Annotated in this window: 18 protein-coding genes; 14 read left to right on the plus strand and 4 right to left on the minus strand. The window is 60.7% G+C overall.

Annotated features, from left to right (window positions below; translation table 11 throughout):
- Positions 1-128: 128 nt before the first annotated feature.
- The 4 genes from QWZ03_RS20515 to QWZ03_RS20530 all read left to right on the plus strand — a co-directional run bounded on the left by QWZ03_RS20515 (position 129) and on the right by QWZ03_RS20530 (position 3,498).
- Complete coding sequence (locus QWZ03_RS20515) at positions 129-713, plus strand: Maf family nucleotide pyrophosphatase (RefSeq protein ID WP_290334469.1); 585 nt, start codon at positions 129-131, stop codon at positions 711-713.
- A complete protein-coding gene (locus tag QWZ03_RS20520; RefSeq protein ID WP_290334470.1) occupies positions 710-1,423 on the plus strand; it encodes an SAM-dependent methyltransferase in 714 nt (237 codons plus the stop codon). Before QWZ03_RS20515 ends, QWZ03_RS20520 begins: the two co-directional genes overlap by 4 nt.
- Positions 1,424-1,557: 134 nt before the next feature.
- A complete protein-coding gene (locus tag QWZ03_RS20525; protein WP_290334471.1) occupies positions 1,558-1,848 on the plus strand; it encodes a LemA family protein in 291 nt (96 codons plus the stop codon).
- A gap of 30 nt (positions 1,849-1,878) precedes the next feature.
- Complete coding sequence (locus QWZ03_RS20530; RefSeq protein WP_290334472.1) at positions 1,879-3,498, plus strand: NAD+ synthase; 1,620 nt, start codon at positions 1,879-1,881, stop codon at positions 3,496-3,498.
- Between the two features lie 113 nt (positions 3,499-3,611).
- Here QWZ03_RS20530 and QWZ03_RS20535 read toward each other — a convergent pair whose 3' ends face one another.
- Both QWZ03_RS20535 and QWZ03_RS20540 read right to left on the minus strand, forming a co-directional pair.
- The gene (locus tag QWZ03_RS20535; protein ID WP_290334473.1) at positions 3,612-6,398 is read right to left on the minus strand and encodes a TonB-dependent receptor; all 2,787 of its coding nucleotides are present in this window, start codon (positions 6,396-6,398) and stop codon (positions 3,612-3,614) included.
- Positions 6,399-6,663: 265 nt separating this feature from the next.
- Positions 6,664-7,713, minus strand: a complete 1,050-nt coding sequence (locus QWZ03_RS20540; RefSeq protein WP_290334474.1) for a GGDEF domain-containing response regulator — start codon at positions 7,711-7,713, stop codon at positions 6,664-6,666.
- A gap of 303 nt (positions 7,714-8,016) precedes the next feature.
- Between QWZ03_RS20540 and QWZ03_RS20545 the strand changes: the two genes are divergently transcribed.
- Positions 8,017-8,352, plus strand: coding sequence for a hypothetical protein (locus QWZ03_RS20545; protein WP_290334475.1), 336 nt, complete (start codon positions 8,017-8,019; stop codon positions 8,350-8,352).
- A 347-nt stretch (positions 8,353-8,699) separates the two neighbouring features.
- Here the strand turns inward: QWZ03_RS20545 and QWZ03_RS20550 are convergent, their stop codons facing one another.
- A complete protein-coding gene (locus tag QWZ03_RS20550) occupies positions 8,700-9,458 on the minus strand; it encodes a hypothetical protein (protein WP_290334476.1) in 759 nt (252 codons plus the stop codon).
- Between the two features lie 124 nt (positions 9,459-9,582).
- Here QWZ03_RS20550 and QWZ03_RS20555 point away from each other — a divergent pair, with 124 nt between their 5' ends.
- The gene (locus tag QWZ03_RS20555) at positions 9,583-10,332 is read left to right on the plus strand and encodes a helix-turn-helix domain-containing protein (protein WP_290334477.1); all 750 of its coding nucleotides are present in this window, start codon (positions 9,583-9,585) and stop codon (positions 10,330-10,332) included.
- A gap of 113 nt (positions 10,333-10,445) precedes the next feature.
- Here the strand turns inward: QWZ03_RS20555 and rpsT are convergent, their stop codons facing one another.
- Entirely contained in the window at positions 10,446-10,709 is a 264-nt protein-coding gene (gene rpsT, locus QWZ03_RS20560; RefSeq protein ID WP_284198405.1) for a 30S ribosomal protein S20, read from the minus strand.
- 117 nt (positions 10,710-10,826) lie between these two features.
- Here rpsT and murJ point away from each other — a divergent pair, with 117 nt between their 5' ends.
- The 8 genes from murJ to QWZ03_RS20600 all read left to right on the plus strand — a co-directional run bounded on the left by murJ (position 10,827) and on the right by QWZ03_RS20600 (position 20,898).
- On the plus strand, positions 10,827-12,362 hold the full coding sequence (gene murJ, locus QWZ03_RS20565) for a murein biosynthesis integral membrane protein MurJ (protein WP_290334478.1): 1,536 nt from the start codon (positions 10,827-10,829) through the stop codon (positions 12,360-12,362).
- A 77-nt stretch (positions 12,363-12,439) separates the two neighbouring features.
- Positions 12,440-12,946, plus strand: coding sequence for a GNAT family N-acetyltransferase (locus tag QWZ03_RS20570; RefSeq protein WP_290334479.1), 507 nt, complete (start codon positions 12,440-12,442; stop codon positions 12,944-12,946).
- A gap of 79 nt (positions 12,947-13,025) precedes the next feature.
- Positions 13,026-13,532: a hypothetical protein gene (locus QWZ03_RS20575; protein ID WP_290334480.1), complete on the plus strand. Its 507-nt coding sequence runs from the start codon at positions 13,026-13,028 to the stop codon at positions 13,530-13,532.
- A 154-nt stretch (positions 13,533-13,686) separates the two neighbouring features.
- The gene (locus tag QWZ03_RS20580; protein ID WP_290334481.1) at positions 13,687-14,883 is read left to right on the plus strand and encodes a pyridoxal phosphate-dependent aminotransferase; all 1,197 of its coding nucleotides are present in this window, start codon (positions 13,687-13,689) and stop codon (positions 14,881-14,883) included.
- Positions 14,884-15,144: 261 nt separating this feature from the next.
- On the plus strand, positions 15,145-15,738 hold the full coding sequence (locus QWZ03_RS20585; RefSeq protein ID WP_290334482.1) for a TRAP transporter small permease subunit: 594 nt from the start codon (positions 15,145-15,147) through the stop codon (positions 15,736-15,738).
- Positions 15,735-17,444 (plus strand): TRAP transporter large permease, encoded by a 1,710-nt coding sequence (locus QWZ03_RS20590; protein ID WP_290334483.1) that lies wholly within the window; start codon positions 15,735-15,737, stop codon positions 17,442-17,444. The genes QWZ03_RS20585 and QWZ03_RS20590 overlap by 4 nt, the downstream gene beginning before the upstream one ends.
- A 72-nt stretch (positions 17,445-17,516) precedes the next feature.
- On the plus strand, positions 17,517-18,605 hold the full coding sequence (locus tag QWZ03_RS20595; RefSeq protein ID WP_290334484.1) for a TRAP transporter substrate-binding protein: 1,089 nt from the start codon (positions 17,517-17,519) through the stop codon (positions 18,603-18,605).
- Positions 18,606-18,891: 286 nt separating this feature from the next.
- Entirely contained in the window at positions 18,892-20,898 is a 2,007-nt protein-coding gene (locus tag QWZ03_RS20600; protein WP_290334487.1) for a M13 family metallopeptidase, read from the plus strand.
- The last annotated feature ends 93 nt before the right edge of the window (positions 20,899-20,991 follow it).

Below are 20,991 nucleotides of genomic sequence, written 5' to 3' on the forward strand. Positions count from 1 at the left end.
TTTGCCGTGCGGTGCAGGCACAGTCCACCCGCCCCTTCCTGGCCCCAGCAAATCTGCCGGCCAGACAAGGCTCAGGCAGGCCGCCGCAGGGCGCAAGATCAAGTCAACCCGCTGGAACCGCCTCCATCATGAGCACACCAACACTCGTACTCGGCTCCACCTCGCGCTATAGGCGCGAGCTGCTCAGCCGCCTGGGCCTGCCATTCGAAGTCGCCGCACCGGATTGCGACGAAACCCCCCTTGCCGGTGAGACTGCCGCCGAAACAGCGACCCGCCTGGCCAGAATCAAGGCGCAATCGCTGACCGGCCGCTATCCCAATGCCCTTATCATCGGTTCGGATCAGGTTGCGCTGCTGCATGGCGAACAGCTGGGCAAGCCCGGCAATTTTGAACGCGCCTTCGTGCAGCTGAGTGCCATGCGCGGCCAGACCCTGGTGTTCCATACCGCCCTGGCCCTGCACAATAGCGCCAGCGGCCGCACCCAGGAGATCGTCGTCCCCTGGCAAGTCAGCATGCGCGATTATAGTGATGCCGAGATCACCCGCTATCTGGAGCGCGAACAGCCCTATGACTGCGCCGGCAGCGCAAAGACTGAAGGCCTGGGCGTCGCCATGATAGACCGCATGGAAGGCAGCGACCCTGCTGCCATCATCGGCCTGCCGCTGATAGCGTTGTGCCACATGCTGCGCGAGGAAGGCTATCCACTGCTATGAAGGGCACACTCTATCTGGTACCGGCACCACTGGGAGAAGGCACGCTGGAGGCCATCCTGCCGCAGGACGTGCGGACCCTGGCCAATCGCATAGACCACTGGGTGGTGGAAAACGCCAAGACGGCACGCCGCTTCCTCAAGCTGTACGGCCCCGAGCGCGTCATAGCCGAGCTGAAGATGATGGAGCTGAATGAGCACAGCAAGGAGAGCGAGCTGGCTGCCCTGCTTGCCCCGCTGGAAGCCGGCCATGACGTGGGTGTCATCTCGGAAGCCGGCTGCCCCGGCGTGGCAGACCCAGGCGCCAACCTGGTCAGGCTAGCACATAGGCGCGGTATACGGGTTGTGCCGCTGGTGGGGCCATCCTCCATACTGCTGGCCCTGATGGCAGCAGGCGCCAGCGGCCAGCGCTTCCGCTTCCATGGCTACCTACCGGTTGAGACCGGCCCCAGGCAGGAGCGACTACGCGAGCTGGAGCGAGATTCAAGCAGGTTCGACGAAGCCCAGCTGTTTATTGAAACGCCCTACCGCAACGACGCCATGGTGGATGCCATACTGCAAGCATGCAAACCGGCCACGCAACTGACCGTGGCACGCGACTTGAGCTGCAATGATGAACTCATCGTGTCGCAAACACTCAGCAGCTGGAAGTCACAGGTCAGGCCAGACCTGAAGAAAAGACCGGCCATGTTCGTACTTTATGCTGGTCGCTAGGTGAATGCCGCAGACAAAACCCTGCTGGCATGGCTGCGCAAGCCTACCGTGGCGACATGCACGCCTGCGCCCACGTACCTAGCCAGAACCGCCACGCGGTTTGTTGTCAGCCGCGCTGTAAATAAAGGATAGCCATGCCACTCCTGATCCTGACCCTGCTGATGCTGACCTGTGTGGTCTACCTAGCACTCTGCTACAACCGCCTGGTCGCTGCCCGACACGTCATCGCAGCCCTGCGCGCCGAGCTGGATAGCATGACCCTGCGCAGAGAGAGCGACCCCACAACCTTTGATGGCAACACCTGGGCGGATAGGCTCAATACTCACGATGCCGCCGTCCGCCTCTACAACCTCGACATAGCCCAGTTTCCCGCCGTGCTGGTGGCCAAGCTCTGCCGTTTTGAGCCTGCTGCCACCTACGACTAAGCTGCGCCCGCACCACTGCAAAGACTCACCATGACCATGAAAATCGCCGTCGCCCAATTCAACGCCACCGTGGGCGATCTCGCCGGCAATACCGACCAGATCCTGCGCCTGATCAGCGAGGCCCGCGCAGCCCGTGCCGATGTCTTGCTGGTACCCGAACTGGCCATCGCCGGCTACCCGCCCGAGGATCTGCTGCTGCGGCCCAGCTTTTACCAGGCCTGCAACGAGCAGTTGGACAGACTGCTGGATGCCGCCGATGACGTCACGCTGATCGTGGGCCACCCGGTCATGCTGGGGCAGGAGCGCTTCAATGGTGTCACGGTGATGCGCGACGGCAACTTCCTGGCCCGTGGCCAGAAGATGGTACTGCCCAATAACGAAGTGTTCGATGAATGCCGCTACTTCACGCCCGGCGCCCTGCCCTGCGTTTATGAGCAAAGCTGCCACGACGGCAGCGTGGTCATGGTGGGTGTACCCATCTGCGAAGATATCTGGCATGTGGAGCCGGCCTCGGAAGCCGCCGACATGGGGGCACAGATTCTGCTGGTGCCCAATGCCTCGCCTTACCACGTGGGCAAGGACGATGTACGCCAGCAGATTGTGCGCCAGCGCATAGAGGAAACCGGCCTGCCCATCGTCTATTGCAACTGGGTGGGTGGCCAGGATGAACTGGTATTCGACGGCGCCAGCTTCGCCATGAACCGGGCCGGCGAACTGGTGGCGCAGCTACCGCGCTTTGAATCGGCCACTGCCATGCTGAGCTTCAGCGACGGCGATATCGAACCCGGCGACATCGCCCCGACAGGCAGCGAAGCGGCCACGGTCTATCAGGCGCTGGTCGTCGCCACCCGCGATTACATCGTCAAGAACGGCTTCCCCGGCGCCATCATCGGCCTCTCGGGCGGCATCGACTCCGCCCTGACCCTGGCCATCGCCGTGGATGCGCTAGGTGCCGACAAGGTGCGGGCGGTGATGATGCCCTCCCGCTACACCGCCCAGATCAGCCTGGACGACTCCCGCGAAATGATACGGCGACTGGGCGTGCAGTATGACGAGATCAGCATAGAGCCCATGTATGAAGCCTTCAGCACCGCCCTGGCGCCGCAGTTCGCCGGCTTGGCGCCAGATACGACCGAGGAAAACCTGCAGAGCCGCATACGCGGCGTGCTGCTGATGGCGCTATCGAACAAGACCGGCAGGCTGGTCCTAACGACCGGTAACAAGTCGGAGATGACCACCGGTTACGCCACCCTCTACGGCGATATGGCCGGCGGTTATGCTGTGCTCAAGGATATCGCCAAGACGCTGGTCTATCGCCTCAGCCAGTACCGCAACAGCGTGTCCGACATCATCCCCGACCGCATCATTACCCGCCCCCCTTCGGCCGAGCTGCGCGACAACCAGGTAGACCAGGACAGCCTGCCGCCCTATGACATCCTGGATGCCATCATGGCGCTCTATGTGGAAGAAAACCTGTCCATGGCCGACATCATCGCCCGAGGCTACAGCGAGGCCGATGTATTGCGCGTGGTGAAACTACTCAAGATCAACGAGTATAAGCGCCGCCAGGCCGCCATCGGCGCCCGCATAACACCCCGCGGGTTTGGGCGTGACTGGCGTTATCCGGTGACGAATCGGTTCTTGCGCTGACCCGCACGCCTACGGCAAGCACCGGCGGACAAATAAAAAACACCCCGAACGATGTTCGGGGTGTTTTTATCGCTAAGTTACCGCGCGTACAAGCAACTACAGCTTAACTTCGCTTAGAAGAACTTATAGCTGGCGTTCAAGTAAACGAAACGGGCTCGCGGATCGTACAGGCTGATGTCATAACCATATTGGAACTGGTTGCTGACGGGCACGAAGATCGGTGGATCGCGATCAAACAGGTTCTTCACACCCAGGCCCAGCTTCAGACCCTTGATGCCGCTATAGGCAAGGTTCAGGTCGTAGATAGCTTGGCTAGGCACGAAGACTTTGTCACCGTTCAGATCGTTACCAGCCTCGTAGCGCTTGTAGAAATTCTGAGCGATGCCAGCAGCCCAAGGGCCAGTCGACCAGTTAGCTGCCAGAACATGCTTCCAGCGCAGCACCACGCCGCCCTGATCAGCATCCAGCACAGGATTGCCGTCCGGCTCAACAATGGTACCAACCTTGTGCGACAGGAAACCGCCAGGGCTGGTCTGGTCGAACTTGGACATATAAGTACCGTTCAACGCCACTTCGATACGGCCGAAGCTGAAGTTGTCACGGTAGGCCAGGTCCAGGTCAACGCCGCTAACCTTGGCGCTACCGACGTTTGCCAGCGTCTGAACGATGCTCTGTACGTCGCCGTTGGCATCCAGCGTCACCTTGCCAGCGTAGGCAGAATCACCCTTCAGGAAGCCAGCAACGGTTTCCTGTGCCGACGGTGTCGACAGGATATCTTCCACCTTCACGTTCCACAGATCCACACCGATGGTGAACTTGGAGTTCGGCGAGAACTGGAAACCGACCGACGACTGGTCTGATTCTTCAGGACGCAGGTTGGGATTACCGCCAGTCAGCGAATTGACCTGCACATCCTCGTAGACCTTGCCGTCCTTGGGGTTCTTGTAGGTGAACTGCTCGGAGGTACCCAACGACTGAGGCCGCCACAGGTCGGTCAGGGTAGGTGCACGGAAGCCCGTACCGGCCGAAGCACGGACCATGAAGGCGCGTGTCGGATTCCAGCGCAGAGATGCCTTGTAATTGTTGGCGGAACCCACGTCGTTGTATCGGTCATTACGGATCGACAGGTTGGCTTCCAAGTTGGAGAGCACTGGCACAACCACTTCACCGAAGAATGCGCGCACATTACGGTCGCGGTTCACCGGTGGCACACTGCCGCCTAGGCCAGCAATATCACCAGTCTCAAGCGCCGCGCTGGGGCGAGTGATGTACTCTTCCTTACGATGCTGGAAGCCAGCCGCGTACTGCACCGGACGATCGCCCAGATCGAACAGGTCACCCGAGATCTTGCCGTCGAACACATCGCTGGTAGATTCGGCGCTCAGGCTTGGGCCCACGTAGGCAGCACCCTTCAGTGCCGACAGCACGCTGGCATTGCCTATACCATCCGGCGCCCAGGGGTTCCAAGAGTTGGTGTCATTGATGATCTTGGCGTACGCCACTTGCGAGAAGTAGCCATCGGTAACGCGCGAATTGGTCTCGCTCTTGTTAACCGAGTAAGCAACTTCAAAGTCCTGGCTGGCAAAGTTGCCGCGCAGACCCGCCACCAGGCGCGACTGCTCAGACTTATCTTCGCCCTTACGGCCACCGAAGCCCAGGGTACGGGAGGTCACAGCCAGCGTCTGACCAACCAAAGCACCGGCACCAATGGAATTCAGGTAGTCCGCAGCGATGTGGTAGTTGGGGTTGCTCGGTTTCATCAGCAGCGCAGCATCCACGCCCTGAGCCGCAAACAGCGAGTCGGTTACCAGGAAGCTGTTACGCACTGGGTTGGCCTGGAAGCTCTGCTTCACCACGCTTTCCGACCACAGCGCATCGCCGAAGAAGCTCAAGTTCTCGCCCAGCTTCGCCGAGAAGTTGGCAGCAAAGTTGGTCAGCTCACGATCCGGCACCAGGCCGACATCAGGCGCGCTGTCATAGGCGCAGTATGGTCCGCCCTTGCTGGTGGTACCTGCATTGAACATCTGAATGGAGGCGCACTTGCCACCGACAGCAGCAGGGTTACCGTAACCCGAAGCTGGCGAGGTTCCCCACAGGGTAGGATGGCGATCACCATTCACCCATACACCTTCGATATTCCCTTGGCCTGTGGCACCGTTGGTGAAGTAGGGCAGGACGTTACCGCTCTTGGCAAACTCACGGTCCTTGGCCTTCAGTACATCTTCTTTTTCGTAGGAGCCTGCAACAGTGATGTTGAAGCCATGATCGTCCAGGCTACCGAAACCTGCCACGATCGAGTACTTCTCGCTGTCGCCGCCGCCATCACGCGTTGCCTGGCCAGCCTGAGCACCGAGCTCAACACCCTTGAAGTTCTTCGACAGGATGAAGTTGACCACACCGGCGATGGCATCCGAGCCATAAACGCCCGATGCGCCATCCTTCAACACTTCCACGCGCTCAATGGCGGAAAGCGGAATGGAGTTCACGTTAACAGTGGCACCGCCACCGCCAGCAAAGGCAGCAACGCGACGACCGTTAACCAGCACCAGGGTGCGATCACTATCAAGACCACGCAGAGAGATCGAGGACAAACCGTAAGTCGAGGAACCTGCGCCCGTCGAGTTGGTCGTACCGCCGGCAGAGGAGATGGCGGAAATCGACGCCAGCAATTGCTCAGTGCTGGTGGCGCCACTACGAGAAATTTCTTCCTTGGTCATCACCTGAACAGGCAGGCTACCTTGGTTGGCACGACGCTTGATGCTCGAGCCGGTGATTTCGATCTTCTCGGTACTCGAGGCTTCTTCTGCGGCATGGGCAAAGCCGACCGAAGTGGCAATACCAATCATCCCGATCGCATAAGCGAGCTGCTTGATCCTCATTAGAGTGATCTCCCGAATCAATAGTGGTCAGTTAGTGTGATCCCGACTGCCTGACCGCTCTTGTCGGCCTGGCTGCCAGCATCCTGATGTGCTGGTACGCACTATTCCGTCGAGCCGCGAACACAGGGTAGCAGCCCGGGAATTGGGGATGATCGTCTTACAAGTTGTCGTGCGGGGCAATTCTTCTATACGTATTTGCAACAACACTGCTCAGAATGTTGGGCTGCTACGACAGTATCAGGGAAAACCGACACAGACGGCCGGTTCCCGATTGGCTGGCGACCGCCTACGCGGTAGGCGTGCTCGCCAAGGCCAGCAACGGCTGCAGGCTCTCCAGCAGCCGTGGCAATTGTGGCTGCACCAGCGCCTCCTTGCCTTGCGCTATCAGGGCCAGCGCCTCTGCCACTGTCATGTCCGATGGCTGGGTCGAGCCTTCTGCCACGGGCTGAACCACACCTGCCCGCTTGCGAGCCAGCCGGAGCTGGGCCAGCCCCAGCATGCCGTCAAAGTCGGCCAGGCCGTCCTGCACCGAGTTGGCCAGAGCGATACTGGCAGTGATGCGCAGTGATTGGCCACGGAAATTGACCTTGGCTGCCGCAATCGTCTCCTTGAGGCGTTCGGCGTAAATGGTCGCACCGCTGAAATTGGCGTACAGCATCACGGCAAAGCAAGGGCCGTCCAGGCGTGCCAATGTCTCTTCCTTGCGCAGCTTGCCCGCCACCAGCTTGGCTACCAGATTGATCAACTGGCCTGCCGCCGCCTCGCCCAGCTCCCCTGTCACCTCGTCAAACTTATCCAGCTCAAACAGCACCAGCGTGGTTTCGCCATGGTAGCGGGCCGCATGCGCCATGGCCTTGTCGCCCTCGACATGCAGCATGTGCTCGGTCGCCAGCCCGGTCTGGGCGTCGGTGGTAGCAGTACGTGCCTGCGACTCCTCCGTGGCCCGCAGCTCGCGCGCGGTGCGGGCCAGCTTGGCCGCGGCCGATACCCGCGCCAGCATTTCGGCGCGATCGGTCGATTTGGTCACGAAGTCATTAGCGCCACGCTCCAGGGCCTGCTGCTTGACCTCCAGATCTTCCTCTCCCGAGATGACGATGACCGGCGTATTCTTGATGCGGGCATCCTGGGATTTACGCACCCGCCCCAGCAGCCCGAAGCCATCGAGCTTGGGCATGCTGAGATCGGTCATCATCACCAGTATCTCGGGGTCTGCCTCAAGGCGCGACCAGCCCGCCTCGCCATCAGCCTCTTCGACGATGTCGAACTGTGTGGAAAGATGCTTCTTGACCGTTGCACGAACGATACGGGAGTCGTCCACCACCAGGATGCGTGGCATGTTGGAAGTGATGTCAGTTTGGCTCATGGCGCAGGTAAGGGCTGGTCTGGATGCCCCATTCTATATCACCAGTCTACTCAGCCTGTCGATCAACTCACATTGCGATGCCGCAGGGGTTTTGATAAAACGAGGTATGGTCACCGCTGGTACTGCTTCATCTTCCCGATGCTTGTGCCAGCAGTTCAGCATAGCGCCCAAGCCCCGCTATGTGATTGCCCGATGCAGCGCGGTCGGGCTGCCATATACACCCAGCACTAGGACCAGGGCCGCGCAGCAAGTCGGTGAACAGACTCCGAGTCCATCATGCCTTTGCGCCATCACGTCCACTTGTCCGTCTACCCCCTAGGCAGCAGCGAGCCCTCCCGCGTGTTGTCGGCCATACGAGAAGCCTGGCTTAGCCCGGCCTGGGTCAACCGCCGCCAAGCTCGCGGTGCTTGGCTATTGGAGATCGCCATGGAGGCTGAGCTGCCTGAGGGCGAAGACCAGGCGGCCTTTACCCAACACATCTCCATCGCCATCTGGCGGCAACTAGGCCGCTACGTCAAAGTCGCCGTCGAGGCCACGGCCGAGGAATCGGACACCCCCAGCCATTGCGAGCTGGGGCGAGGTGACTATCTCAAGTTGATGCGTACCTCTTAGAGCCTGTTCAAGGTCTTTTCGCTACGTCGCTGATCTGGAAAATGGCCAGGCACAAGGCGTGGTGCGCGGGCAATAACAAGTTATTGCCAAGCGCCACAACGCAGTGAATGGTCGTTTTCCAGCTCAGCCCTACGGGTTCGCAGCCTTGCCGGCGAACGGCTGCGTTGCAAGCCGCTTACGGTACCCGTACCGCTGCGCGTCTTGCGCCTTGCCCTTCATCCGGCAAAGCTGCGAACGACGTGGCGAAAAGGCCTTGGACAGGCTCTTAGAGCCTGTTATGAACCCCGGTTGCCGTGGTGCGACCACTGCCGAGCGGGCGCCAGAGAGGCCTTGGGGTTCAAAACCACTCATGAATCTTCGCTGTGAGTGGATGCATAAACCCACGCCAACACCGCTGCCGCAACCGTCGCGAACACATGTTTCAAGGTATGCCCGCTGACCACAACCAGGCCCTCAAGGATGGCATGGTCAGCCAGTTCACAGCCTTTGGCGATCACATAGCAAGCAATGGCGAGAGCAAATCCCAGCCGCTCCTTGCGGCCAGTGCCGCTACCGGCCTGCAGCAGGGGTATCAATACCAGCGGCAGCAATTGCAGCAACAGGTAGGGGCGTAAATCGCCCAGGCCTTGCAGGTCGGTCCAGCGCCACCAGGCAACGCTGAACACTGCAGCGACCACCAAGCCACCCATCACGGCCCATTCCCTGAGCTGCTCGTGGCAACGGCAGAATACTGCCCCCAGCAGACCGGCACATGCCAGCGCAATCGGCAGCCTGTCCCATACCAGGCGGGCATTGTCGGGCGACAGGTGGTACCAGGCCGAGCCCGCTGCCGTCAGCATCAGGCTGAGGAAAAACAGGCCGTAACCCAGATCACCACGCCGCAGTCCGGTTTCGCGGCTCAGCATATGGCCTATGCCGCCAAGCCCAACCACCAGAAAGCCGAGGTTGGACAACACATCGGCCGCATGGGGCAGGCTCAACCAGGCACGGGTATCGGCAAATTGGTGATAGGTGGCCGCCTGTTCTATGGGGCCATGCCAGCCCATGGCCAGCAGGGCAGACAGCACTACGGCCAGACATAGATCGCGGGAAAGTACGAGGGTCATCAAGGCTTGCTCCGGGTTAAGTGACCCGCACTTTGCCCAAACAGCATCGCCAAATAAACCTTGCCATTAAGATCATCAGAAAATAGGCTTTAAGGTATCGAAAATCGATACTCAAAGGCAGAACATGTCACAAACCCAGCAACTGGTCAGTGCACTCAAGCGCGCCCTCAAGGCCAGGGGGCTCACCTATGCCCAGGTCGCCCCGCATCTGGGGCTGAGTGAGGCCAGTGTCAAACGTCAGTTTTCGCACTGCAGCCTGAGCCTGCAGACGCTTGATGCCATTTGCCAACTGGCAGGCCTGGAGTTGGGCGACCTGGTGCGCGAGATGGAGGCCGCTCAACCCCAGTTGCAGCACCTGAGCGAGGCGCAGGAAGCGGATCTGGTTGCCAGCCCCAAGTTGTTGCTGGTGGCCGTCTGCACACTCAATCATTGGCCCCTGACGCAAATCGTCCAGCAATACCAGCTGACGCCGGCAGAGGGTGTCGCCGCCTTGTTGCAGCTCGATAAACTGGGGCTGATACAGCTCCTGCCCGAAAACCGGGTGAAGCTGCGGGTAGCACGGGATTTTGCCTGGCTGCCCAACGGCCCCATACATCGCTTTTTCCGTGCGCGGATACAGGACGATTTCCTGGATGCACCCTTCCATGCCTCTGGTGAGCTACTGCGTTTTCAGCACGCCATGCTCTCCCCTGCTGCCGCCGTCAAACTGCAGCAACGGCTGTTGCGACTGCTGCAGGAGTTCGACGAGCTGCACGCAGACTGTCTTGATCAGGGCCACCTTCCCACGCAAGGCACCAGCCTGTTGCTGGCGCTGCGCAGCTGGGAGCCGTCGGCCTTCCTGGCACTGCGTCGTGCCGACACCGATAGCCGCTAGGACGGCGACGACAAAAACAAAAAACCCGCTCCTGGGAGCGGGTTCTTGGACATTCGATGCTGGCCAGCGATTCGTTTGTCTATGTCTTGCGACTATCGTTTCTGACGAAACGATTAGGCCATTGCCTTGATGGCAGCAGCCAGACGGCTCTTGTGACGAGCAGCCTTGTTCTTGTGGTATGCACCCTTGTCGGCCAGGCGGTCGATGTTGCTGACCGAAGCTTTGAAGGTTTCAGCGGCGGCGGCCTTGTCGCCAGCCTCGATGGCCTTCAGCACCTTCTTGACGGCAGTGCGGAATTCCGAACGCTGGGATTGGTTGTGAAGGCGCGCCTTGGCGGCCTGACGGGCACGCTTGCGGGCTTGTGCGCTATTTGCCATTAAATCAACTCCTTAAACCGGTAAAAGGACTATCGCGAAACCGCGCATTATGCCCACTCTGCACCACGATGGCAATCATCGCGTACACTGCCATCGTTTTGTCAATGACTTGGCCCTATGAATCTGCTCAAAGCCCTTGCCCGCACCAGCAGCATGACCATGCTGTCACGCATCCTGGGGCTGGCCCGCGAAGTGATGAATACCCACCAGTTTGGCGCCAATCACGCCATGGATGCCTTCGTGGTGGCCTTCAAGCTGCCCAATATGTTCCGCCGCATCTTTGCCGAGGGAGCCTTCTCGCAGGCCTTCGTCCCCATCCTGGCCGAATACAAGGCGCAGCGTGGTGAGGATGCCACCCGCGAGTTCATCGCCGATATCGCCGGCCTGCTCACCCTCGTACTGTTGGTGTTCACCGTACTGGGCGTGATTGCCGCACCTGCCATCGTCTGGCTGTCGGCCTCGGGCTTCAGCAAGGATAGCAGCCAGTTCGACCTGGCCGTCCAGCTTACCCGCATCACCTTCCCCTATATCCTCCTGATTTCGCTGTCCTCGTTGGTCGGCAGCATCCTGAATACCTGGAACCGATTCAGCATCCCGGCCTTCACGCCCACCTTGCTCAATCTCTCCATGATCGCCTTCGGCATTCTGCTCTCTCCGCACCTGGAGGAGCCGATCTTCGCCCTGGCCATCGCCGTTGCGGTAGGCGGTGTGGCCCAACTGGCCTTCCAGCTCCCGTTTCTGGCCCGCATAGGCATGCTCAGCCGGCCCAAGCTCAACCTGGGCGATGTCGGCGTTACCCGAGTGCTCAAGCAGATGGTGCCCGCCTTGTTCGGCGTCTCCATCGCCCAGATCAGCCTGCTGCTCAATACCCAGTTTGCCTCCTGGCTCCAGGCCGGCAGCATGTCCTGGCTCAACTACGCAGACAGGTTGATGGAACTCCCCGCCGGTGTGCTCGGCGTTGCCCTGGGCACCATCCTGCTGCCCAGCTTGGCGCGACTCAAGACCCAGGGGCAGGACGATGACTACTCCGCCATGCTCGACTGGGGTTTGCGCCTGTGCTGGCTACTGGCCCTGCCCGCCACCGTGGCCCTAGCCGTGATCGCCGAGCCCCTGATCGCCACCCTGTTCGAGCACGGCAAGTTCGACGCCCACGACACTGCCATGACCCAGCACGCCCTCAGCGCCTACGCTGTCGGCCTGATGGCGCTGATCTCCATCAAAGTGCTGGCGCCGGCCTTCTATGCCCAGCAGGATGTCAAAACCCCGATGAAGATAGGCATCGTCACCCTGATCGTCACCCAGTTGCTCAACCTGGCCTTCTATCGCCCCCTGGGCCATGCCGGCCTGGCCCTCTCCATCAGCCTGGCCGCCTGCCTCAATGCCGGCCTGCTCTATGCCGGCCTGCGCCGTCGCAATATCTATACTCCCGCCGCCGGCTGGTTCGCCTTCCTCCGCAAGCTGGGCCTGGCCGTCAGCTTAATGGCCGCCTTGCTCTGGTGGCTACAGACAGCGCTGGGCAGCTGGCATGGTGGCTCCAACGCCCTCCAGGCCGGCAAGCTGGCCCTGCTGGTCGGCGTCGGCGCCCTCGTCTACTTTGCCACCTTGGCTGCACTGGGCTTCCGCCCCCGGGATTTTTCCCGCAAGGCGGTTTGATATCCCCCAGGCTGCTTGCAGCAGCCGATACCGTAGAGGCGGGCGCTCCCTAGCGTACCCGCTGGAGTCATCAGCCCATGCCTACACCCGTCACCATCCGCCCCGCCACCCCTGCCGACATACCCACCATCGCCACCCTGGCGGATATCATCTGGCGCCAGCACTACCCGGCCATCATCAGCATGGCGCAGATAGATTACATGCTGGCCCAGCGCTACAACCCCACCGCCCTGCTGCACCAGATCAGCGGCCCCGATCAGTGGCTTGATCTGGCCCTGGCTGGCGAACAGGTCATTGGCTTCACGCAGTATTACTGCAACGCGCCTGGCGAAATGAAACTGGACAAGCTCTACCTGCTACCCGATCTGCACGGCCAGGGCCTGGGCAGCCAGTTGCTGCGGCACGTAGTGGCGCAAGCCCAGGCACGGCAATGCACCACCTTGGTCCTAGCGGTCAACAAGCACAACGCAAAAGCCATCGCGGCCTACACCCGCAACGGCTTTACCGTACGCGACAGCGTTACCGTGGATATCGGCCACGGCTACCTTATGGACGACTTTATCATGGTGAAAAATATCGGATAAATGGCGTCGATTCCCCTGGCGCCGGGCTGGCAATTTTCTAGACTGAGAATTCCAAGCCAGCCCCCTGGGAGACCTCGCCATGAAGAAACTACTCGCGCTATTCGGCCTTGCACTCGTCCTGCTTGCGCCCACGGCCCAGGCAACCAACCTGCCGTCACAATGCACAGTCATCGACAGCAGCAGCGACTTCTTTGCCCAGGTCTCCGGCGGGCACCTGTCCATGACCGGGCAGATCTGTATCAGCTTCGTCACCACCCCGGTGCCCGCACCCACCCTGCTCACCTGGGATGGCACCCTCACTTTCAGCAATTTCGCCCCACCCAACGCACCTGGCTTTACCGCCAACGGCTCGTTGACCTTCGGCCTCAACTACAACTACACCGACGGCATCTACCGCGTCAGCTACAACGGCCCGCTGGTCTACACCTACGCCGGCACCACCTACAACGTGGTGTTCAACAACCTGGTGTTCGTGCTCAACATCACTCCCACAGGCGAGATCACCGCGGCCAGCACCACCGGTTCCGTCACCATCAACGGCCAGGTCGTGCAGGGCGATTCCTCCCTATTTGCCTACCTGTTCTAGCCAACGCAAGCAGGCGCCGCATGGTCAGCCCCATGCCCCCGGAACGCCCGGCCCGCCACTCGGCGCGCCGGGCGTTTTTGCACCGCACAAAGCAGCCAGCGGCTGATAGAATCTTCCTCCCTCTGTTTTTTCCCGCTTAATTCAGGAGCCTGTCGTGGAACTCTCGCATCGCGTCCAAGCCATCAAGGAATCGCCCACCCTTGCCATTACCGCCAAGGCACAGAAACTCAAGGCCGATGGCCGTGATGTCATTGCCCTGGCTGCCGGCGAGCCCGACTTCGACACGCCCGACCATATCAAGGCCGCCGCGATTGACGCGATCAACAAAGGCTTCACCAAGTACACCCCGGTTTCCGGCACACCTGGCCTGAAAAACGCCATCGTCGCCAAGTTCAAGCGCGATCAAGGCCTCGACTACACCGCCAAGCAGATCCTGGTCAGCTGCGGTGGCAAGCAGAGCTTCTACAACCTCTGCCAGGCCTATATCAACGCAGGCGATGAAGTCATCATCCCGGCGCCTTACTGGGTGTCCTATCCCGACATGGTCATCCTGGCAGAGGGCAAGCCCGTCATCGTCGAATGTGGCATCGAACAAGGCTACAAGCTGAGCCCCGCCCAGTTGGCCGCTGCCATTACCCCACGTACCAAGCTGGTGGTGATCAATTCGCCCTCCAACCCCACCGGCGCCGTCTATACCCTGGACGAGCTCAAGGCTCTGGGTGAAGTCCTCAAGAAGCACCCCAAGGTCATGATCGCTTCCGACGACATGTACGAGCACGTGATGCTGGGCAGCACCACCTTCTCCAATATCCTGAATGCCTGCCCCGAGCTGTATCCCCAGACCATTCTGCTCAATGGTGTCTCCAAGGCCTATTCCATGACGGGCTGGCGCATAGGTTATGCGGCCGGCCCCGAGTGGCTGATCAAGGCCATGGAGAACATCCAGTCGCAATCCACCTCCAACCCCACCTCCATCTCCCAGGTGGCCGCCGAGGCCGCGCTCAACGGCCCGCAGGACGAGTGTTTCGCCCCCATGCTCAAGGCCTTCAACGAGCGCCATGAGTTCGTGGTCAACACGTTCAACGGCATCCGTGGCCTCAAGTGCCTGACCGCCGGCGGTGCCTTCTACGCCTTTGTAGACGCCCGCGAGGCCATCCAGAATCTGTACAAGGAAGGCAAGATCGCCGCCCCCAACGATCTGGCTCTGGGCAGCTACCTGTTGGAAGCGCAGGACGTTGCCGTGGTCCCCGGCTCCGCCTTTGGCGCCGAAGGCTATTTCCGCATCAGCTTTGCCACCAGCATGGGCAATCTCGAGAAAGCCCTGGCACGCATCGCCAACGCCCTGGCCTGATCGCAGCTCGCTGCATCGAACAAGCCACCCTGCGGGGTGGCTTGTTTGCTTTTCAGGCAACACAAATACCACCGTCAGCACCATTAGGTACCCAACAGGCCTCCCAAGTTATCAGGGTTTACGGAAATACCCCCTCGGCACGCTTATCAGCAGCTTTCGCCCTATGCTATGGTGCGAATGCTCTAATCCCGCCAAGCCAGCCCCGAAACGGTTGCAGGCCAGGGATGAAGGAGCATCCAAGAACAAGGGGGACAATCCAAGATGCAAGCCTTACTCCGTCTGGCCGGCTGGATCGATACGCTGAACGAGCGTGTCGGCCAGATGGCCAAGTGGCTGGTACTGATCTGCGTATTGATCAGCGCCGGCAACGCAGTGATCCGCAAGGCGTTCGATACCAGCTCAAACGCCTTCCTCGAAATCCAGTGGTATTTGTTTTCCGCCATGTTCCTGCTCGGAGCGGCCTACACCCTCAAGCACAACGAGCACATCCGCATCGATATCCTGCTCAGCCGGCTGTCACCGCGCAAGCAAGCCGTGGTCGATATCCTGGGCACGCTGCTCTTCCTGCTTCCGATGGCCATCGCCGTACTGTATTTCTCCTGGCCGGTCATGACCCAGATGATGACTTCGGGCGAAACCTCCAGTGACGCAGGGGGCTTGGTCCGCTGGCCCGTTTGGGCACTGATTCCGATCGGCTTTACCCTGCTGATCCTGCAGGCTGTTGCTGAGATCATCAAGCGGCTGGCCTTCCTGCAAGGCCTGATTCCCAATCCGGCGGAGAAGCACACCGGCCAGATTGCAGAAGTGATCGCCCAGAATCTGGATCCGCAGCGCAAGCAGGAGGACAAGGCATGAGCCCCGAATTCATGGCGCCGTTGATGTTCGCCTCGCTGATCCTGTTTCTGCTGATCGGCTATCCCGTTGCCTTCTCGCTTTCTGCCGTCGGCCTGCTGTTCGCCGTCATTGCCATCGAACTGGGCTTTATGCCCGCTGCCCTGCTGCAAGCCCTGCCGCAGCAGGTGTTCGACATCATGCGCAACGACACCCTGCTGGCCATCCCCTTCTTTACCTTCATGGGCCTGATATTGGAGCGATCAGGCATGGCCGAGGACATGCTGGAGACCATAGGCCAGCTGTTTGGGCGCATCCGCGGTGGCCTCGCCTACGCCGTCATCTTCGTGGGCGCCCTGCTGGCCGCCACCACCGGCGTTGTGGCCGCCTCGGTCATCTCCATGGGGCTCATCTCGCTGCCCATCATGATGCGCTATGGCTATGACGCCAGAGTGGCCTCCGGTGTGATTGCCGCTTCCGGCACACTGGCGCAGATCATCCCCCCCTCTCTGGTGTTGATCGTGCTGGCCGACCAGTTGGGTACCTCGGTGGGTGACATGTATGCCGGCGCGCTGGTGCCAGGACTGACCCTGGTCCTGCTTTATGTGCTCTATGTCTTCATCGTCACGGTAGTGCGCCCCAATGCGGCCCCCGCCCTGCCGCCCGAAGCCCGCACCCTGCGCGAGGACAACGGCTCCAGCGGCACACCATCACTACTGGCACTACTGGCCGTTTCCATCGTGGCCGGCGTGGCGTACGACCAGTTCCACTATGCCGCCACCGACAGGCCCATGGACGAGCGCATTATCGTCTCCGCCCTGATCGGTATCGCCATCGCCTTTGGCGCCGCTGTCGTCAACCGCGTCACCAAGATGGGGCTACTCAGCCGTGCGGCAGAAAGGGTGGTGTTCGTCATGGTGCCCCCCCTGATGCTGATCTTCCTGGTCCTCGGCACCATCTTCCTGGGGGTCGCCACCCCCACCGAAGGCGGCGCAATGGGTGCTGCCGGCGCCATTATCCTGGCCATGATCAAGGGCAAGTTGAATCTGGACCTGACTCGTCAGGCCATGAACTCCACCCTCAAGCTCACCACCTTCGTCGTCTTCATCCTCATCGGCGCCCGGGTCTTCCGTATCGCCTTCATCGGAGTGGATGGCGATGCCTGGGTAGAGCACCTGTTCGACAGCCTGCCGGGGGGCGTCGTCGGCTTCCTCGTGGTCGTCAACATCCTGGTCTTCGTACTGGCCTTCTTCCTCGATTTTTTCGAGATTGCCTTCATCATCGTCCCCCTACTGGCACCCATCGCCGCCAAGTTGGGCATCGACCTGGTCTGGTTTGGCGTCATGCTGGGGGTGAACATGCAAACCTCCTTCATGCACCCCCCCTTCGGCTTCGCCCTGTTCTACCTGCGCAGCGTGGCCCCCAAGAGCATCAAGACCACCGATATCTACTGGGGCGCCATTCCCTTCGTCATCATCCAGATCCTGATGGTGGCCCTGGTGATCGCCTTCCCCAAACTGGTCACCCACGCCCTGCATGGCCCGGCGGCGGAAAGCACGCAGACCACCGAAGAAATCCTGCAAAGCCTGCCGCAAGACGCGCCCGACCAGACCGAGGGCGATGGCGGTGCAGCTCTGATGGAAGGCAGCGGCGCCACTCTACCTGCCGGCGCCGAGCCGGAGCCCGACCCTGCGGCAGCCCTGCTTGAGGAGGCAGGCAAGTCGCCGTAGTTTCTTTACGTTTTGGTTCAGTAGATGGGTGCGGTCCATATCGCACTCCAACCCAAGAAGAAGGAGCAGACCGTGGAAAGACGTAGTTTTCTCAAACAGGCCAGCGTAGCCGGCGTTGCCGCCGCAGGGATATCCGCCCCCGCCATCGCAGCGGCCGAACCCAGCATTCAATGGCGCATTACCTCCAGCTTCCCCAAGAGCCTGGAAACCATCTATGGCGGCGCCGAGCAGTTGGCCAAGCGCGTGTCCGACCTCACCGACGGCAAGTTCCAGATCAAGGTACACGCTGCAGGTGAAATCGTCCCCGGCCTGCAAGCACTGGATGCAGTACAGAACGGCACGGTGCAGGCCTGCCACACCTGCGGTTACTACTATGTGGGCAAGAACAAAACCTTCGCCTTCGACACTGCCGTGCCTTTCGGTCTGTCGTCGCGCCAGCAAGCTGCCTGGATGTACTACGGCGGCGGCCTGCAACTGATGCGGGAGTTCCTGCGCGACTACAAGGTCATCAGCTTCTACGGCGGCAACACCGGCACCCAGATGGGCGGCTGGTTCCGCAACCCGGTCAAATCGCTGGCCGACGTCAAAGGCCTGAAGATCCGTATTCCCGGCATAGGCGGCGAAGTCTGGTCGCGCCTGGGCGCCGTCCCACAAACGCTGGCCGGCGGTGATATCTACCCCGCTCTGGAAAAAGGCACCATTGATGCCGCCGAATGGGTAGGCCCCTACGACGATGAAAAGCTGGGCTTCTACAAGGTCGCCAAAAACTACTTCTACCCAGGCTGGTGGGAGCCGGGTCCGCAGATTTCCTTCTACGTGAACCTGGACGAGTGGGCAAAGCTCCCCAAGAGTTACCAGGCCGCCTTTGAAGTGGCCACTGCCGAAGCCGCCATCTCCATGCAGGCAGAGTATGACGCCAAGAACCCCCAGGCCCTGGTGCGGCTGCTGCAAGCCGGCGTGAAGCTGCACAAGTATCCGGCCGACATCATGAAGGCCGCCCAGAAAGCCACCTTCGAGTTGTACGAGGAAGAAGCCGCCAAGAATGCTTCGTTCAAGAAGGTCTACACCGAATGGAAGAAATTCCGCGGCATCGAGCAAGGCTGGTTCAGCTTGGCTGAATCGGGGCTGGAAAGCTTTATGTACGCCAATCGCGTGAAGTGATGATGGCTGGCTAGTGCTACTGCAGTACCCTGCAAAGAACCCGCCCCTAGGCGGGTTCTTTGCTGTTGGGCATACCCAAGTGCGGCTACGCTCGACTGGATTCCTGCAGTCCTGGTGACGGCCAGACTCGCCGCAAAGTCCGTCGGACGCACAATTTGTTGGCGCTCACGGCACTCTGCGCCTGATACCCTGTCGTAGCGCCACGGCATCGCTTTGCTACGCCGTTTACACTGCGGATGCTTGCCTGGCCGCCGTTTCTTGCCGCCCTACACAAGGAAATAGAAGGATGATTCTCCACCCGAGCCGGCTTGCCCTGCTCCTTATGCTGGCCCTGCCTGCCGTCGCCGCCGGGCGCTCCGGCATCGAACTCGACCATTTCGACCCCAGCGTCCGTATCCAGGACAATCTGTTTCAGGCCGTCAATGGCAAGTGGATCAAGCAAGCCGAAATCCCTGCGGACGAAAGTAGTTGGGGTACCTTTGACGAGCTGTATGAATTGTCGCAGAAGCGGGTACGCGAGATTGTGGAGGCAGCGGTCGTCCACCCCGACAGCCCTGAGACCCGACAAATGGCCGCACTGTATCAAAGCTTTATGGACGAAGCTTTGGCCGACCGCCTGGGCATGGCACCGATCAAGCCCCTACTGGCCGAGATAGACGGCATCACCGACCGCAAGGGCTTGACCCGCTTGCTTGGCCGTTTGCCTGCGCAGGGTATGGAGGGGCCGCTTCGGCCCTATGTCAATGTCGATGACAACGCCCCCTCCCAGTATGTGGTGATGGTCGACCAACACGGCCTGGGCATGCCCGACCGTGACTACTACCTCAAGCATGACGCCAGCTACAAAAGCACCCGCGCCAGCTATCTCAACTATCTGGAAGCCTTGCTTCGCCAGGCCGGTTTGGCTGATCCGGCTCGCCGCGCCAAAGCCGTGCTGGCACTGGAAACCCGGCTAGCCAAATCGCAGTGGGACGGTACGGCTTTACGCGACCCGCACAAGTCGCACAATAAATTCGACCGTGCCGGCCTGACCAAGGCCGCGCCCAAGTTCGATTGGGCAGCCTTCCTCGACGGTGCCGAGATGAGCGAGGTCCAGGTAGTCGATGTGCGCACACCGAGCTACGCCAAGGTGGTGGGCCAACTGGTGGCGAGCGAACCACTTGAGGTCTGGCGTGACTATCTGCGCCTGCGCGTGCTCGACGGCACGGCGCACCTGCTGAGCAAGCCGCTTGCCGAGGCCCGTTTCAATTTTCACGGCAAGGCCCTGAGTGGTATGAGCCAGATGTCCCCACGCTGGAAGCGTGCAGTGAGCATGGTAAACAACTCGCTGGGTGAAAGCGTGGGCAAACAATACGTTGCCAAGTACTTCCCCGCCGAAGCCAAGGCCAGGATGGAAACCCTGGCCGGCAACCTGCTCAAGGCCTATCAGCAAAGCCTGGACAATGTCGACTGGCTGAGCCCGGACACCAAGGCCGCCGCCAGGGACAAGCTGTCCAAGTATCGGGTCAAGGTCGGCTATCCCAGCAGATGGCGCGATTACAGCGGTCTGGATATCCGTGCCAATGACCTGGTGGGCAATGTGCTGCGCACCAATCGGTTCAACTATCGGTACAAGCTGACCTTCCTGGGCAAGCCGGTTGACCGCGACGAGTGGGGCATGACACCGCAAACCGTCAACGCCTATTACGACGCACCGCTGAACGAGATCGTATTCCCGGCAGCCATGCTGCAACCGCCATTCTTCAAGGCCGATGCAGATGACGCCGTGAACTATGGCGCGATCGGCACCATCATTGCCCATGAGATCAGCCACGGTTTCGACGACTTGGGCAGCCAGTACGACGGTGACGGCAATATGCGCAACTGGTGGCGCCCGGTCGATCGCAAAAGCTTCGACAAGCTGGCCGATAGGCTGGTGGCGCAGTACAGCCGCTATGAAGCGCTGCCCAAGCATTTCGTCAACGGCCGACTGACCGTGGGCGAGAACATCGCCGACCTGTCGGGCTTGCAGATAGCCTTCAAGGCCTACCAGCTGAGCCTGAACGGCAAGCCATCGGCCACGCTCGACGGCTTTACCGGCGAGCAGCGCGTCTTCATCGGTTTCGGCCAAATCTGGCGCGGCAAGATACGCGAGCAGGAACGCCTGCGACGCCTGACCGCCGACTCGCATGCGCCCGATGATTTCCGTGCCCTGGGCCCGGCGATGAACAGTAGCGCCTTCCACCAGGCGTTCAACACCCAACCGGGTGACGGCATGTTCAAGCCAGAGGCCGATCGCATCCGTATCTGGTAAGGCTGTTTGAGCCTGTAAAAAACCGGCTGCCATCTTGAGATGGCGCCGGTTTTTTGCGGCCAAGGCGCTGACGTGTTTGAGCCTGTGCGCCCT

Origin of the sequence: Chitinimonas viridis, from assembly GCF_030409555.1 — a bacterium.
Taxonomy (GTDB): domain Bacteria; phylum Pseudomonadota; class Gammaproteobacteria; order Burkholderiales; family Chitinimonadaceae; genus Chitinimonas; species Chitinimonas viridis.